Here is a 15,741-nt window from a genome sequence, read left to right as displayed (position 1 = left end):
ATCTTCTTTCGACCATCCCACCTGTGCCGGCTGAGCCTTGCTCCCTTACACGCAGCGTGGTGAAAGCGCATCCATTTGGCGACAAGCTATAACCTGCAGGAATTGATTGCCCGAATTTTATTGTTGGACGGCAAGTGTGTTTGGAGACCATATTGCCTTCAGCGGATACATCGTCTGGCTCCCAGAGATCTGATGATCCGTTGCAATAACAAGATGGGGAACATCAATGTTCAAGAATATCACTCGCCTGCCATTCATTGCAGCGCTGGCTTTGTCCGCTGTAACCACCACAGGATATGCGCAGAGTTTCGACACCTCGGCGATCAAGGTCGATGAAGCTCTTGCGGCCCGCCTGCCGGCAAAAATCAAGTCGGCAGGAGTGCTGACGATCGGTTCCGACACGTCATACGCACCTTGGGAATTCCTGAGCGAAAAGGACGGACAGACACCGGAGGGGATCGACGTCGATATCGCAAACGCGATCGGAAAGAAGCTCGGCGTCAAGATCGATTTCCAGACCTCGGCATTTGAAGCAATTCTCCCCGCCCTGGGTTCGAAATTCGATATCGGGGTCTCGGCATTTTCCATCACAAACGAACGCATGAACGCGGTCAACTTCGTAAGTTACGCCGACACTGGAAGCCTGTGGGCAGTTAAAGCTGGTAACCCCGCCAAATTCGATCCGGATAATCTCTGCGGTCGAAAGATTGCTATCCAGTCCGGTACTTACTTCGAACGATCCATCAACCAGGAAAACGATAAATGCAAATCGGAAGGCAAGGCCGAAATCGAAATTCTGCCTTTCTCGAAGCAGCCTGAGACACTGACACGTGTGGCCGCAGGTGGTGCTGATGCAACGGTTTCCGGTGAGGCTGGCATTGGCTACGCAGCGAAACAATCAAATGGTGTTCTCGAAACGATAAAGCCGAAGTCTGGTCCATTGAGCAAACACGGCCCAAATGGCATTGCAGTGGCCAAATCCGATATGGCTCTGACCGAGCTTATTGCCGACACGATCAACGCCCTGATCGCGGATGGAACCTATAAATCACTCCTCGACACGTGGGGTATCGGTTCCGTTATCGTCGAAAAAGCGCTGGTCAATCCAGAAGTCAAGATCTGAGACCATGGCTTCAAATATCGAAAGCATGGAGGCCGGCTCACCGCCGGTCTCCCCAAGAACACGAAACGTCACGCACAATGTTGTCGCGCCACGTCGCCATCCCGGCCGCTGGCTGGCCATTGCAGTCCTGGTGGTTCTCGTCCTTCAGATCGGTCAAGCGATCTCGACCAATCCAAACTTCCATTGGGATGTGTATCTGAAATATCTGTTCGCGCCTCAGGTCGTGCGCGGTGTCGGCTGGACGCTCCTTCTGACCGTCATAGCCATGGCGGTAGCGATTGTGGTCGCGGGCCTGCTGGTCATTATGCGTGACAGTGACAATCCGGTCCTGCACGGCCTTGCCTATTCGTGGGTTTGGTTCTTCCGCGGCACGCCAATCTACACGCAACTGCTATTCTGGGGCCTCTTCGCCGTGCTGTTCCCGAACCTGAGCATCGCGATCCCCTTCGGCCCCGAGGTCATCAGCGTAGAAACGAAATATATCGTGACGCCGGCGATGGCCGCAATCCTCGGCCTTGGGTTCAACGAGTCGGCCTATCTGACGGAGATTTTCAGAGCAGGCTTCAACTCGATCGATCGCGGTCAGGCCGAGGCGGCTCAGGCGCTTGGAATGAAACCGCCAAAAATCTGGTGGCGGATCCTGATGCCGCAGGCGATGCGCGTGATCATCCCCCCAACCGGGAATGAAGCCATCGGCATGCTGAAGATGACCTCTCTCGTGCTGGCGATCCCATTCACCTTGGATCTGACCTTCGCGACCAACGCGATTTCAAACCGCCTCTATCTTCCGATCCCGCTCTTGCTCGTCGCAGGCACCTGGTATCTCGCGATAACCAGCCTGCTGATGATTGGCCAGCATTTCCTCGAGCGCCATTTCGGTAAGGGCGTTTCCGTTCATCCAGTCAGGGCGGAGTAGGCCATGAATGCGATTGTCTCCGAATTCTGCGTCGAAATGCAGGATATCCACAAGTTCTATGGCCCTGTGCACGCCCTCAAGGGCGTCGACCTCCGCGTCAAGCGAGGGGAAGTCTGTGTTGCGATCGGTCCGTCCGGCTCAGGGAAATCGACACTTCTGCGGTGCATCAACCAGTTGGAGAGCATCTCGGCGGGCCGCGTTTTCCTGAAGGGCGAATTGCAGGGCTACACGGAACGCAATGGCCGGTTCCATCAACTGTCATTAAGCCAGATCTCCGCCCAGAGGCGTTTGACCGGCATGGTCTTCCAGCGGTTTCAATTGTTTCCGCATATGACGGCTTTGGACAACGTTATGGAGGGACCACTGCACGTCAAAGGGTGGCCAAAGGAACGGGCGCGCGCCAAGGCGACCGAGCTGATGAAACGTGTCGGATTGGATGGGTTCGGTAATCGCTATCCAGGCCAGCTCTCCGGGGGCCAGCAGCAACGTGTCGCTATAGCGCGCGCGCTCGCGATGGAACCCGAAGTCATGCTTTTTGACGAGCCGACTTCAGCGCTTGATCCCGAACTGGTCGGTGAAGTCCTGGACGTGATCAAGGATCTCGCACGAAGCGGGATCACCATGGTCGTCGTCACCCATGAGATCGGGTTCGCGCGTGAAGTGGGCAATCACCTTGTGTTCATGGATCAAGGTCAGGTCATCGAAGAGGGGCACCCCCGTACCATGCTTGCCAGCCCAAAAAACCCACGCACCGCGGCCTTTTTGTCCAAGGTGCTGTGAAAAGGTTCAGTGTTCCCCAGAAAAAGCGCTGACGAAATTCGGCTATCGTGCGTCATCATCGTTTCAAAATGTCGTCATTCAGGTCCCGCTGAGAGCACTTGTGCAGGATCGCGCCTCCGATCGCTTTCGGGGCGATCGAAATAGCTTCAGAAAGGTTCGTTCATGAACGATCTCACCCAATGTGTCCTCACACCTGAAATCCCGACGGAAGGTTTCGATCCCCTTGGTGTCGGCGTCCATCGTGCGTCGACAATCGTGTTCAAGGATGCCGCGGCCTATGCCTCTCGCGGTGATCGCGGCCATGAGGGTTATTCGTATGGCCTTTATGGGACGCCGACGACACGGACGCTTGAAGCGAAGCTCACGAAACTGGAAGGCGGAGCCTGGACCTTCCTGACGCCCTCCGGCCAGGCCGCGAACGCGCTTGCGGTTCTACCGTTTCTGGCAGCCGGCGATCATATTCTGATTGCCGACACGGCTTACCCGCCAATGCGCGATTTCGCCGACACGGATTTGAAACGACTGGGCGTAGAGGTCGAGTTCTTCGATCCGCAGTCACCAGGTGACGTCGCCGCCAAGATCAACGAGAACACCAGAATTGTCTGGTGCGAGAGCCCCGGTTCCACGACGATGGAAATCGTGGACCTGCCGATGATCGCTGCGATCGCGCATCAACGTGGCGCGCTTGTCGGCGTCGACAACACCTGGGCAACGCCGCTTAACTTCAAGCCGCTTGAACATGGTGCAGACATCGTCACCGAGGCGCTGACCAAATTCGTGTCGGGTCATTCGGATGTTCTTATGGGGTCAATCACCATAAAGGACACGGCCCTCCTCAAACCGATCCGATCGCTGATCGGCCGGATGGGGATCGGCGTTTCCGCCGACGACGCATCGCTGGTGCTGCGTGGATTCGAGACGTTGGGCGTCCGTCTACGCCATTCGGAGAAAGTGGCCCTGGATTTCGCGGCAAAGATCGAGGGGCATCCTCTTGTCGATCAGGTGCTGCACCCGGCACTTCGGACTTTCCCCGGTCATACGCTCTGGAAAAGAGATTTTCTCGGGTCAAGCGGTGTCTTCAGCATTGTCTTCAAACAGGATGCAGCCGCCCATATTGCCGCTGCGCTCGACACGTTGGAGGTTTTTGCGATTGGGGCCTCTTGGGGCGGGACCCGAAGCCTGGCCGCTCCCATGTCCATCGATGGTTTTCGGACCGCAACATCTTGGGATGGGCCAGACGTCATTTTGCGCCTGAGCATTGGCCTTGAAGATGAGAACGAACTTTGGGCGGACCTAGAGCGGTTTCTCGATACGCTTGCGGCGCTAACCACAGCCGCTTCAAGCGGACGGAAGACAAAGTCCGCGAGCAATGGCTGATATCGGCTGCGGTTGCGCTCGACAACATAAAGGATATGACGTGCCCAATAGAGAAGACGTGCTGCACGATATCGACCGGAATTTTGATGTCGCGGTCGGCAAGCTGCTAGAGCTGATTTCCATACCATCGGTCTCCAGTGAGCCGACAGGTGAAGCCGCCATTGCCAAGGCGGCGGTTTGGCTCAAGGCGGAACTGGATACTATGGGGTTTGCGGCGAAAGTCGTGCCGACGAAGGGCCATCCTGTCGTCCTGGCGCAGTCCCCGCGAGCTTCGGGTCAGAAGCGTCCATGCCTTCTGTTTTACGGTCATTACGATGTCCAACCTGTCGGCGAGCAGACGCAATGGAAACACGCGCCATTCGATCCTCGGATAGTGGAAGAGGATGGTGTCCACCGCTTCTACGGCCGGGGCGCGTCCGACAGCAAGAGCCAGCTATGGACCTTTATCGAAGCGCTGCGTGCGTGGAAGAAGGTCTACGGTGACTTCCCGACCGACATTATCGTCCTGCTGGAAGGAGAGGAAGAATGCGGCTCACCAAGCCTGCCCGACTTCATCAAGGCGCATAGGCAGGAGCTTGAATGCGACGTCGCGTTCATCTGCGACGCAGAGATGTGGTCACAGACCCAGCCAGCGATTACGACCCAACTCAAGGGACTGGTTCACGAGAGGGTCACCGTTTCCGCGCCCAACCAGGACCTTCATTCCGGCCACTACGGTGCCGTCGCTGCAAATCCCATCCGCATCTTGAGTTCGATTCTCGCAGGCCTTCACGATGACAAGGGGCGGGTAACGATCGAGGGGTTTTATGATGGAGTGAAGGATCTTCCCAACAAAATGCGTGAGCAATGGCATGAACTTGCAAAGGAACCTGGCTTGTTGGGAGAGGTGGACCTGACAGGTGGGGTAACGGAGGAGGGATATTCTCCACTCGAAGCGATGTGGGGGAGGCCGACGGTCGATATCAACGGCATCACTGGCGGAAATCAGGGCCCCGGTGAGCGTTCGGTTTTGCCGGGGTCAGCGACTGCACGTCTTTCCTTCCGGCTGGTGGAGGGGCAGGACCCAGAAGAGATCAGACGCCGTTTCCGCCGCCATGTTGACGCTCACCTCCCTGAGGGCTGTAGCGTCGTGTTCGACGGTATTCACGGTAGCTCAGCGGTGGTGTTGCGACAGGAGAGCCCGTTTCTGACAGCGACCGCCCGTGGTCTCGAGGAGGAGTGGGGCACGCCGACCGTTCTTCGCGGTACCGGCGGTGCGATTCCGCTCGTCGAGCAATTCAGCAATGGGCTTGGCGCCGAGTGCGTTGTTGTCGGTTTCATCCTGCCTGGCGATGCAATCCACGCGCCCGACGAACGGTATGACACTGAGCGACTGAAAAAAGGTGCCCGCAGCTGGGTGCGCATTTTGGAACAGATCCAGCTCGATATGGCGATCTGACCGTGACCACTGCTCTCGTTAATCCCTCCCGCGTTGAAGAAGATGCACTTGGCACCCGTCTGATGCCCTACGAGACCGCGTACGGCATACAAACCGCCCGGGCAGTCGAGAATTTTTCGATTTCTAGCAGAACCATCGCTGACATCGAGGGATTTGTGCCGGCGATCATACTGATCAAGCAAGCAGCAGCCAGAGCAAACCGTCAGGCCGGCGAACTCGTGCCGTCTATTGCAGAGGCAATAGAGACAGCAGCACTGGAGCAGCTGCGTGGAATAAAACGTGGGGACTTTCCCGTGGACATTTATCACGGCGGCGGCGGTACTGCCGCCAACATGAATGTCAACGAAGTTCTGGCAAACCGCGCAAGCGAAATACTGGTCGGGCGCAAAGGGTCTGATCCTGTGCATCCCAATACTCACGTGAATATGGCGCAGTCCACAAACGACGTTATCCCGTCGGCGATGAAGATCGCGATCGGTAACGAACTCGGATCGCTTCAGGGTAGTCTGGCCGTTCTCGTCGAAGCCCTGCTTGAAAAAGAACGAGCGTTTGGGGACGTCCTCAAGCTGGCTCGCACCTGCCTTCAGGACGCGCTTCCGGTCACCTTTGCTCAGCAATTTTCGGGCTATCGTTCCGCCTTTGAGCGTCAAGCGCTTGACCTTGAAGTTCTGGAAACAACGTGTCTCAGCCTGCCGCTCGGCGCCACAGCGGTTGGAACAGGCTTCGGTTCCTCGGCTGCCTATCGCCGGTTCGTTTACGAAGAATTGCGGATGCTGACCGGCAAAGGCTATCATCTAGAAGACAATTTGTTCGACGGGTTGCAGAATGCCGATCACTGGATTCGGGTTTCGGGTTCGTTGAAGGCAATCGCCGTCACGCTTTCGAAGCTATCCTCGGATCTCAGGCTCATGTCTTCCGGCCCCCGCGCCGGCCTTGCCGAAATCACCCTGCCGGCTGTTCAGCCGGGGTCGTCGATCATGCCGGGCAAGGCCAATCCCGTGATGCCCGAAATGATGATGCAGGTCGCATTCCGCGTGATCGGAAATGATGCCACGGTAACGCGCGCTGCCGAAGGGGAGCTCGATCTCAACGTCTGGGAGTCCGTTATCCTGGATGCCCTGAGCGAATCCATACGGCTCATGCGGAAAGCTATCCCGTTATTCGTCTCCGGCTGTGTGTCAGGGATCGAGGTGAATAGCAAACGCGGCTTGGCAGATGCCGCCGGTTCCCTCGCCCTTTCTACTATTCTCGCAGCTATCTTCGGTTATCCAGCGGCATCCGCAGTTGCCAAGCATGCCGCGCATCACGATCTGCCGATAGGGCAAGCTGCCGTCGATTGTGGGCTCATGAGCGAGCAGGACTCACGCCGCCTTTTTGCCGACCCTTCCGCCTTCACGGATGCTGAACGCTCGGAGCGCTTGATTGCCGAGTTCAGAGCGCAGCTACCCCCGGCATTAATGCAATCAATCCCTCATGTGTAATTTCCGGACGTTTGACGGTGGAACGATGTCTGATTTTCTCCGGCGGACGAAAGAATGAACGGCATCACATCGGCGCCTTTTGTGCGGCTTTGGGTTGGAAATACGGCTTCGGGTCTCGCCACGTGGGCCTTGCCGTTTGTGCTTGGCTTTGCAGTGCTTGGAGGCCAACTGACGTCCGCATCGCTTGGGGTTGCCCTGGCGGTTCGGACATTGGGTTTCCTCGTCGCTGTGCCGATATCGGGTATCTTGTCCGACCGTTCAGGCCCGAGGCGCATCATTTTTGCGTCAGGGGTAGCAGGGGCGGCAGGATTGCCGATTATTTTCGTCGGAATTTTTGCATGGGAACAGTGGGCATCGCTATTGCTGGTAGTGGGAGCGATCATCGTCGGGATCGGGCAGGGCGCTTGTCGACCAGCATACCAAGCCATCGTCCCGGAAATAGTACCTGTTGAAGGACTGCAGGCCGCCAATGCTGCGCTGAGTATCTCAGTGCGTGTGACAAGTATCGTTGGTCCCGCCGTCGTGGGTCTCGTCGTCGCGGGTTTGGGGATCGAAATAGCGTTTCTGGCAATCGCCGCCCTTTGGCTCACCAGCGCACTTGCGCCGCCGGCGGGAACGACGAGAAGGGCAGAAGCTGGTCTTCCTTCGGTCGGCAGGCTTACTCGCAGAGATCTTTTTCGCGACTTTGTCGAAGGCTCGCACGAGGCTCGCCGACATCCTTGGTTTGTTACCGGGCTCGTCTGCCTGACTGTCACGATCGCAGCTGGTTACTCGGTCACAGCAGTTCTACTGCCGGGCATCAGCCAGGAAGTCTCTGGCGGGGCAACCCTGATGACGACGACAGCCACATCATACATGGTGGGAGCGCTGTGCGGAGCGTTACTCATGGCGCGGTGGCGGCCGGCTAACAGAGGCTGGGTGGCTCTTTCCGGCCTTTGCCTTTACTGGCTTGCGCCGCTTAGCCTTCTTATGGCTGAGACCATCGTGGTACCTCTCGCGGCATACTTTGTTGCAGGGATCGGAATCGAGATTTTCAACGTGCCATGGTTCACTTCGATCCAGAACGAAATCCCTCAGAACCGCCTATCACGCGTATCATCGCTTGATTTCCTCTTTTCGTATGGCCTGGCCCCATTGGGCTTGGTACTTATGTCACCGTTGACAGAAGAGTTTGGTAGGGAGGTTGTTCTTATTGGAACGGGTCTCCTATGCCTGGCAGGCCCGGCGATTGCGGCGGGTCTACCGACTGTAAGACACTTTTCTCGAGGCCCTCTGAAATAAAACGCCGCGCTCAAGCAAAATCCACTTGCGTGGCATTGTACGGCGTTAAGGCGTCCGCATTCCGATAAGCCGCCGGTGTGATGATCACGCAGCTGGCATTGGCTAGCCACCCACAGCAAACCGCCGACGCTGAGGCGAGAGCTCAGTCTCCCCATCCATTCGTGCTGCGGCTAGAGTTATAACTATTGGTAATCAACCGAGTGCCTGCGGGAATTAGGAACTCGGGAATCGACCTGTTAGCGTGATTTGACCAAAGCCAATCCCGAGAGTGACTGAACCTGATGGCGAAACCCTTTCCTCAGACGATTGCCGAAGCTCAAGGCTCGTTCCTGGAAGGATTATCACCCCTCACCGTCGTGAAGGCATGCCTCGATCGCATCCAGGAGCAGAACGATCGATTTAGGGCGTTGATCTTTATAGCGGGTGCAGAGGCACTTGAAGAAGCGCAACAGGCGGAAGCAGCAATCCGAGCCGGAAAACGTATTGGCCCGCTCCACGGTATTCCCGTCGCGGTCAAAGACATGATCGATGTTCGTGACTGGCAAACGACCGGTGGGTCACGCCTGTTCGATAGGGACGATGCACTGAGCGACGCCCGATGCGTGGCAAACCTCAGATCGGCAGGCGCGATCATCATCGGCAAAAGCAATCTGCATGAACTCACCGCAGGCAACCACGATAACCCCTGGTATGGAAAGGTCGTCAATCCGCTGGATGCAGAAAGAGGCACCGGCGGAACCAGCAGCGGCTCGGCCGCGGCGGTCGCGGCGGGGTTTTGTTTTGCCGCCATAGGAACCGATACCGGTGGCTCGAACCGATCGACGGCTGCTGCGACCGGACTCGTGGGCTTCAAGCCGACCAACGGCGTCATTGACCCGACCGGAACGATGCCCACAGCACCAACCTTCGACACGATCGGTCCAATCGCCAGAAATGTGGCAGACGCCCGTCTGCTCCATTATGCCATGGCAGGCATCGATCCGCCGGAAGCGAAAAGCGTATCGGTCGTGGGGATGCGCATTGGTCTGTGCCCCGAACTCTACGCGGCCGCTGTCGATCCCGCGATTGGAACCGCGCACGACGCATTCCTGGCCTCCGCACAACGGGCGGGCGCTCACATTCAGGTCCTCACATTCCGGTTTGCTCACGAGGTTCGCGAAGCAGGCCTGACAATTCTTGCGTATGAGTTCACGGCTAACTATGGCCAGCTTGTAGAAGCCCATCCCGAGCGGGTCGGGGCAGCAGTTCGCGACTTCCTGTCGAACGGCGCCTCGATCTCAAACGCTGCCTATCAATCTGCGCTCGCCTACCGAGCGCAGATTCAGAGTGAATTTCAGAGACTGTTGTCAGAAATCGATGTCCTGGTGACGCCGGTCGTTCCCGGGTTTGCACCGCGAATGTCCGACGAACAGACGGCCGTGGGCGGCGATTTCGTGCCCTACGGCCTGGCCGGTGGTTACTTTCGCCGCTGGGCCAATTTTTTCGGCGTCCCAACGCTTGCGATGCCGATACCCATGCCGGGCGTGCTTCCTGCATCCGTGCAGATCACGTCGCCGAGAAACACGGAAGACTATCTGTTTTCTGCGTGCGAGGCCCTGAGCCGATTGGAGACCGGCTCGGCCGATTGAACTTAACATCCACCAAAAAAGGGGAATAATAATATGAAAAAGATCGCAATTGTACTATCCGTTATCGCCGCGACGTTCGGCTTTGCCAAATCGTCCTCCGCAGCCGACGACGTCATTCGCTTTGGTGTCGCAGCCGAACCCTACGCACCGTTCTCTGTAAAAGATTCCAGCGGCAAATGGCAGGGTTGGGAAATCGACCTGATGGATGCCGTCTGCAAGCAAATGAAGGCGAGGTGCGAAGTCGTCGACGTCGCGTGGGACGGCATTATCCCGGCTCTGCTTGCCAAGAAGTTCGACGTTATCTGGAGCTCCATGTCGATCACCGACGAGCGCAAGAAGGTCATCGACTTCACGGACAAGTATTATTACTCGCCCAACGTCCTGGTCGGCGCAAAGGCAGACACCCGTAGCTTCGATGTCACCAAGCCTGAGACCTTCAAGGGCATTACCGTTGCAGCGCAAAGCTCGAGCTTGCAGGCGACTTACATGCAACAGAAATTCAACGGCATCTCGGACTTGAAGCTCTACCCGACGCTCGATGACGAGATCGCCGATATGCAGGCGGGCCGTGTGGACCTGATGGCTGCGGCCGGCATCCAGATCCAGGACTTCCTGAATAAGCCCGAGGGCCAGGCCTACGAGATCAAGGTGACCTTGCCGCATGAGACGATGTTCGGCTACGGGGACGGCGGTGGCCTGCGCAAGGAAGACACCGCACTCAAGGACAAGCTGAATGCGGCTCTCAAGGCTGTGCGTGCCAGCGGCGAATATGACGCCATCACGAAGCGTTATTTCAAAATCGACATCTATGGCGAATGATGCCGGATTGAAGGCTTGGAGCCGGTCCCTCGGGTCGGCTCTTTCCCAATCTCGACGAATTGCGCGGCATGGATCCACATATGGCCTGGTTAAACCTACTCAGCTTTGGCGATCAAGGCTGGAGCGACGAGTTGCTGCAGGGCGCGTGGCTCAGCATCGAGATTTCCCTCAGTGCCTATCTCATTGGCTTGGTACTTGGGCTGTTCGGCGCCATTGCCAAACTCTCGAAGAGTGTCGTGGCCAGATCTGTTGCCAGTGGCTACACGACTGTCATTCGGTCCGTTCCCGACATTCTTGTTATCTTTCTGATCTACTACTCGGCGACCGACGCGCTGAGCTATCTGATCAGTATGACGGGTCTGTCAGTCCAGTTCCAGCTCAATGGTTTTGTCGCAGCTGCAATTTCGCTCGGCGTTGTCCAAGGTGGCTACAGCACGGAAGTGCTTCGCGGCGCAATCGTCGCGGTGGCGCGCGGCCAGACTGAAGCAGCCCTCGCGGTGGGACTGACTCGCAAGCAGACGTTCTTCCTGGTTATCATCCCACAGATGTTGCCGCTGGCTTTGCCAGGGCTGGGCAATTTGTGGCTGATCGTTTTGAAGGAAAGCTCTCTGGTGAGCCTCATCGGTTTTACCGAACTTGTCCTGGTCGGCAAGATGGCTGCCGGTGCGACGCGGCACTACCTGCTGTTCTATGCCGCGATCGGCGTGGTGTTTCTCGTCATGTCCGGCGTGTCGTCGCTTGTATTCCATTATTTCGAAGTGAAGGCTTCTCACGCCTGGAGGCGGAAATAGAATGTCTGATTTCGGATCTTATCTGTCAGGCGAACTTCTTACGGGCCTGCAAACGACCATCGTGCTGTTCATCGCCTGTGCGATCACCGGAAACCTGTTGGCGCTACCGGTGGCACTGGGTCGGATATCCCAGCGTGCTTGGATCAGATATCCCGTGATGGGTTTCATGCTTGCATTCCGCGGCACGCCGTTGTTGGTTCAGCTCTATATATTTTACTTTGGTGTCGGTCAGGTCCTCGCGACCGTTCCGACCATCCGCTACAGCCCCTTCTGGCCGCTGTTTCGGAGTGCAAACGGCTATGCCTACGTCGTCCTTTCCTTGAATACCGCCGCCTATTGCGCGGAAATTTGGCGAGGCGCCATTCTCGGCCTACCGACGGGGCAAACCGAGGCGGGTCGCTCGCTTGGGCTTTCCAAGTACCGGATAACCCGATCAATCCTGCTCCCGCAGGCATTCCGGTTGGCGCTGCCGGCGATTGGCGGCCAGAACATCCTGCTTTTGAAGGGGACCGCGCTGACCGCTGCGATCACGGTTTTCGAGACGATGGCAGCTGCTAACCTGGTGCGCGCGCAGACGTTTCGGACCTACGAACCCTTGCTCGCAGCCGCACTGGTTTACTTTGTCCTTGCATCCGTCATTACCTCCGGCTTCAAAGTTATGGAAACCCGGCTGGCTTCCCGATACTAATCGAGGCTTCTTTGCTGTTTCTCGTCAACGGAGGCTAGGGTGATCCCAGGCGATGTGGATTTTACACCCCGTGAGGTCGAGGTTTTCGCGGCCGTCATGTCGCATGGGACGACGACAAAGGCGGCCGATGCTCTGGATATCACCCAGCCAGCGGTCAGCAAGATTCTGTTGCAGCTGACGAACAAGGCCGGCTTTCCTCTATTTCGCAACCATCGCCAGCGTTTGATCCCGACGCCGGAAGCGCACATGCTCTATGCCGAGGTGCGGCGCCTGTTCGAGACGGTTCGCGGAATATCACAAATCGCAAAGGAAATCCGGGAGCTCAGAAGCGGTCGGCTCAACATCTCGGCACTGCCCGCGTTTGGCCTCACTCTCCTGCCGTCCATCGTCGCCAGCTTTACCAAGCAATATCCAGATGTTTCGGTCACTCTGGATATCCGAAGTTCATCCACCATCATTCAGCGCGCCGGGCGCAACCAGCTTGATATCGGAGTAGCGGCCGAGGTCAACGACGACACGCCATCGGTGGTTCGCCGGTCCCTCGTCGCTACCCCGCCGGTTTGCGTCATGCCGAAGGGCCATCCCCTCAGCAAACTCTCCGTTGTCCAGCCAGACGACCTGGATGGCCTTGACTTCGTATCGCTCGGCGTTGGCGATCCGATGCGCAAGCAGCTGGATGACCTCTGCGAAAGCAGAGGCGTCACCCGTTCATTGAAGGTTGAAGCAGCGCTTTCCAATACCTGCATCAATCTGGTTGCAAGCGGAGTCGGTGTAACCGTGGTAGATCGGCTCTCGGCATGGATGGCGAAAGACCTGCCAATCGAGATCCGCGATTTCCAACCCCATCTGGACATCAATCTTGGTGTCTACAGGCCGTGGGGCACGATCGCCTCGTCTGCCGCAGACACTTTCATCGAGCATCTTATCCAGACGACCCGGGAATACATGAATATCGTCGATCGTGAGATCAAGGCGCTCGGCGAACGCTAGCGCCTTGATCAGCGTAGACTTAGGCAGTCAGCGTGTCGATAAGCTGAAACAGTCTGTGGATGTCTCGCTCTTCGTTATAGACGTGAGGCGTGATGCGCATCTTTGTCCCGCGTATTGTGACAAAGGCCTTGTTATCCTTCAGGCTCTTAACCAGATCCGCCCGGAAGCGCGCACCCAATTCCACAACCGCGATGTGTGGTGCGCGAAGATCTTTGCGGGGGCCCTCGAAGCCTCGCGCCTCTGCCTTCTGCCAGATCAATTGGTTCAGATGCACCAGGCGTTCGAAAACCGCTTCCGATCCCCAGCTTTGAAGAAGTTCGAGCGAGCGAATGGCGATCGGTAGTACCGCGAAGTCGGAGCGCTCGCCCATGTCGAACCGGCGAGCGCCTGGCAGATAGTCAGGCATTGTCTCAAGGTAGAAATCAGGCCGTTCTCCACCCCGACGGTTCCAGGAGTGGAACTCGATCGGTTTGCCGACTGCCTGCCACTTCTTGTCGGCGTAGAGGAAAGCGAGGCGATAGGGACCGAGAAGGAACTTGTAGGTCGCAAAGGACAGGAAGTCTGGGCGCACCTTTGAGACATCGAAAGGCACAGCGCCAACCCATTGCGTACCATCCATCACGAGGGCGGCACCAACGGCATGCGCAGCGTCGGCGACCGCCTGAATATCGACGCTCATGCCCTCGAACCAATGGACGATGGTACCGGCCACGACAGACACAGGAACCGTCGAGTTGTTGATGGCTGCCACAAGCGCAGAGCCCCAGTCCTGGTCAGGATCTCTCGGCACCGTCACAACCGTGGCGTCCTTTCTTTCCGCCAGTTCGTACCACGCGTAGCGATGCGAGGTGTGCTCGTTGTCCATCATCATGATGACCGAGCCGGGTGCGACATGGACATTTGCCGCCGCGACCGCAATTCCGTAGCTGGTCGCCGGAATGACACCGACGTCGTCGATCGATGCGCCGATGAAGGATGCGGCAAGCTCTCGGGCCCGCTCCACCTCGTCGTAATAGGAGTTGATGGTCATGTCCCAGGGGGCAGCCTTGACCAGAACGCCATCGCGACCGGCTTCCGCTGATATGTTCGGGATCGGCGACATGTAAGCCGCATCGAGGTAAGTCACATCGGCGGGGATCGAAAAATGGTGTTTTTGGCTGGGAAGCATGTCGGTCCTCACAATGTTACTTCGACGCCGAGACCAAGGTCTCTCGCCTTCTGGAAAATGAAGTTGGCAAAAACGATGTCCTGGGCGGGGACGCCGAGTGAGCGATAGAGCGTGATTTCGGACGGCGCGGTTCGCCCGGCAATGGTGCCGTTCAACGCGGCGCCGATTTCGCCGACGAGGTTTGAAGGGCCGATGATGCCCTTTGCCAGCGGTTCGAAAATGTCCGAAGCGGCGGCCATTGCCATCGGCATGTAATCGACCCAGATGCGGGAGCGCTTCACACATTGGAGGTCGACTTCCTGGAGAGTCGCGACACTGGCGCCGACGGCATTGATATGGGTTCCGGGCGTCAGCCATTCTCCCATCAGAACGGGCAATTTTGCCGAGGTCACGGTGCAGACGATATCTGCTCCGTCCACGGCCGCCCGCGCCGTATCATAAGGCACCGTCGGCATGCCCTTGCTGGTCTGTTGGCCAGCGAAAGCCCTCGCCTTCTCAGGGTTTCGACCCCATACGCGCACGCGCGATATCGGGCGGACCGCACCGATCGTTGCGATGTGCCGTTCAGCCTGCTCGCCATATCCGATAAGCGCGAGTTCGCAGGCGTCGGGGCGCGAGAGCGCCCGCGTCGCCACCGCGCTTGCCGCCGGCGTCCGCATGCCTGTAATGGCGCTGGCATTAATAAGAGCGACGGGCCGTCCTGTTTCCCGATCGAAAAGCAGAACTCCACCCTGGTGAGAGGGTCGCTGATGCTCAAAATTGTGCGGATAGACCGACTGGACCTTCGCGCCGAACGGTTCGGCTTCACTTGCCGATCCATACATGACCGAAAGACAGGTGCCGGCGGTGCCGGGGAGGGGCAGGGTTCGGCGAATGTCTTGTTGTGCCGTACCATCTGACGTTTGTCGAAGCGCGGTGTCGGCAAGCGCGATGGCCTCGTCGATGGAGACGAGAGATTCTGCGGTTGGACCATCAATGACCAGAAAACCGTGCGCGTGTCCTGGTTGGGATGTCGTTGAAGACATTTTAATCTCGCACTGGTGGCACAGGAGACAAAAGATATCAGCAATGAAAACGCCAGGGTGATCAAACTTGATAACCTGAGAGGGTAAGTTTCCTCCTGTTTCTCATAGTCGTAGTGCCGAGCACGGATCGTGCGGCCTTCATAACTATTGCTTATAAACCGCCCCCTTGCGGTTGTTTGACCCTCCAGTCCTCCGTCGCCCATACATGCTGACATCGCCGAATTTGTTGCCTTCTA

The 15,741-nt window shown here is 57.5% G+C and carries 14 protein-coding genes; 12 read left to right on the top strand and 2 right to left on the bottom strand.

The features are described from left to right. The first annotated feature begins 226 nt into the window (after positions 1-226). The 12 genes from AC1DLT_RS01900 (at position 227) to AC1DLT_RS01845 (ending at position 13,312) form a co-directional block, all read left to right on the top strand. Positions 227-1,123 carry an ABC transporter substrate-binding protein gene (locus AC1DLT_RS01900; RefSeq protein ID WP_477485713.1) on the top strand — a complete coding sequence of 299 codons (897 nt, stop codon included), beginning with the start codon at positions 227-229 and terminating at the stop codon, positions 1,121-1,123. A gap of 25 nt (positions 1,124-1,148) precedes the next feature. Continuing rightward, positions 1,149-2,039, top strand: coding sequence for an amino acid ABC transporter permease (locus AC1DLT_RS01895; RefSeq protein WP_477485712.1), 891 nt, complete (start codon positions 1,149-1,151; stop codon positions 2,037-2,039). A 3-nt stretch (positions 2,040-2,042) separates the two neighbouring features. Next, positions 2,043-2,819, top strand: coding sequence for an amino acid ABC transporter ATP-binding protein (locus AC1DLT_RS01890; RefSeq protein ID WP_477485711.1), 777 nt, complete (start codon positions 2,043-2,045; stop codon positions 2,817-2,819). A gap of 162 nt (positions 2,820-2,981) precedes the next feature. Then, positions 2,982-4,196, top strand: coding sequence for a trans-sulfuration enzyme family protein (locus AC1DLT_RS01885; protein WP_477485710.1), 1,215 nt, complete (start codon positions 2,982-2,984; stop codon positions 4,194-4,196). Between the two features lie 40 nt (positions 4,197-4,236). Then, positions 4,237-5,634, top strand: a complete 1,398-nt coding sequence (locus AC1DLT_RS01880; RefSeq protein ID WP_477485709.1) for a M20/M25/M40 family metallo-hydrolase — start codon at positions 4,237-4,239, stop codon at positions 5,632-5,634. 2 nt (positions 5,635-5,636) lie between these two features. After that, positions 5,637-7,115, top strand: a complete 1,479-nt coding sequence (locus AC1DLT_RS01875) for a lyase family protein (protein ID WP_245494141.1) — start codon at positions 5,637-5,639, stop codon at positions 7,113-7,115. A 54-nt stretch (positions 7,116-7,169) separates the two neighbouring features. Continuing rightward, positions 7,170-8,396, top strand: coding sequence for an MFS transporter (locus tag AC1DLT_RS01870; RefSeq protein WP_477485708.1), 1,227 nt, complete (start codon positions 7,170-7,172; stop codon positions 8,394-8,396). Positions 8,397-8,677: 281 nt separating this feature from the next. Further along, a complete protein-coding gene (locus AC1DLT_RS01865; protein WP_477485707.1) occupies positions 8,678-10,024 on the top strand; it encodes an amidase in 1,347 nt (448 codons plus the stop codon). Between the two features lie 33 nt (positions 10,025-10,057). Continuing rightward, a complete protein-coding gene (locus AC1DLT_RS01860) occupies positions 10,058-10,843 on the top strand; it encodes a transporter substrate-binding domain-containing protein (protein ID WP_477485706.1) in 786 nt (261 codons plus the stop codon). Positions 10,844-10,923: 80 nt separating this feature from the next. Next, on the top strand, positions 10,924-11,634 hold the full coding sequence (locus tag AC1DLT_RS01855) for an ABC transporter permease (RefSeq protein WP_477485705.1): 711 nt from the start codon (positions 10,924-10,926) through the stop codon (positions 11,632-11,634). Between the two features lies 1 nt (position 11,635). Further along, positions 11,636-12,322, top strand: coding sequence for an ABC transporter permease (locus tag AC1DLT_RS01850; RefSeq protein ID WP_130759845.1), 687 nt, complete (start codon positions 11,636-11,638; stop codon positions 12,320-12,322). Positions 12,323-12,361: 39 nt separating this feature from the next. Then, positions 12,362-13,312 carry a LysR family transcriptional regulator gene (locus AC1DLT_RS01845; protein WP_477485704.1) on the top strand — a complete coding sequence of 317 codons (951 nt, stop codon included), beginning with the start codon at positions 12,362-12,364 and terminating at the stop codon, positions 13,310-13,312. A gap of 19 nt (positions 13,313-13,331) precedes the next feature. Here the strand turns inward: AC1DLT_RS01845 and AC1DLT_RS01840 are convergent, their stop codons facing one another. Together AC1DLT_RS01840 and AC1DLT_RS01835 are read right to left on the bottom strand one after the other, a co-directional pair. Beyond that, positions 13,332-14,480, bottom strand: a complete 1,149-nt coding sequence (locus AC1DLT_RS01840) for an aminotransferase class V-fold PLP-dependent enzyme (protein ID WP_477485703.1) — start codon at positions 14,478-14,480, stop codon at positions 13,332-13,334. An 8-nt stretch (positions 14,481-14,488) separates the two neighbouring features. Continuing rightward, positions 14,489-15,505 (bottom strand): ornithine cyclodeaminase family protein, encoded by a 1,017-nt coding sequence (locus AC1DLT_RS01835; protein WP_477485702.1) that lies wholly within the window; start codon positions 15,503-15,505, stop codon positions 14,489-14,491. Positions 15,506-15,741 lie beyond the last annotated feature (236 nt).

The organism is Neorhizobium sp. 05N33 (assembly GCF_056397445.1).
This window is presented reverse-complemented; position numbering and strand designations above follow the sequence as displayed.

What these genes read in the sequence shown, in the direction of transcription:
- AC1DLT_RS01900 (WP_477485713.1), top strand. Translation starts at nt 227, where the DNA reads ATGTTCAAGAATATCACTCGCCTGCCATTCATTGCAGCGCTGGCTTTG.
- AC1DLT_RS01895 (WP_477485712.1), top strand. Translation starts at nt 1,149, where the DNA reads ATGGAGGCCGGCTCACCGCCGGTCTCCCCAAGAACACGAAACGTCACG.
- AC1DLT_RS01890 (WP_477485711.1), top strand. Translation starts at nt 2,043, where the DNA reads ATGAATGCGATTGTCTCCGAATTCTGCGTCGAAATGCAGGATATCCAC.
- AC1DLT_RS01885 (WP_477485710.1), top strand. Translation starts at nt 2,982, where the DNA reads ATGAACGATCTCACCCAATGTGTCCTCACACCTGAAATCCCGACGGAA.
- AC1DLT_RS01870 (WP_477485708.1), top strand. Translation starts at nt 7,170, where the DNA reads ATGAACGGCATCACATCGGCGCCTTTTGTGCGGCTTTGGGTTGGAAAT.
- AC1DLT_RS01865 (WP_477485707.1), top strand. Translation starts at nt 8,678, where the DNA reads ATGGCGAAACCCTTTCCTCAGACGATTGCCGAAGCTCAAGGCTCGTTC.
- AC1DLT_RS01860 (WP_477485706.1), top strand. Translation starts at nt 10,058, where the DNA reads ATGAAAAAGATCGCAATTGTACTATCCGTTATCGCCGCGACGTTCGGC.
- AC1DLT_RS01855 (WP_477485705.1), top strand. Translation starts at nt 10,924, where the DNA reads ATGGCCTGGTTAAACCTACTCAGCTTTGGCGATCAAGGCTGGAGCGAC.
- AC1DLT_RS01850 (WP_130759845.1), top strand. Translation starts at nt 11,636, where the DNA reads ATGTCTGATTTCGGATCTTATCTGTCAGGCGAACTTCTTACGGGCCTG.
- AC1DLT_RS01840 (WP_477485703.1), bottom strand. Translation starts at nt 14,480, where the DNA reads ATGCTTCCCAGCCAAAAACACCATTTTTCGATCCCCGCCGATGTGACT.
- AC1DLT_RS01835 (WP_477485702.1), bottom strand. Translation starts at nt 15,505, where the DNA reads ATGTCTTCAACGACATCCCAACCAGGACACGCGCACGGTTTTCTGGTC.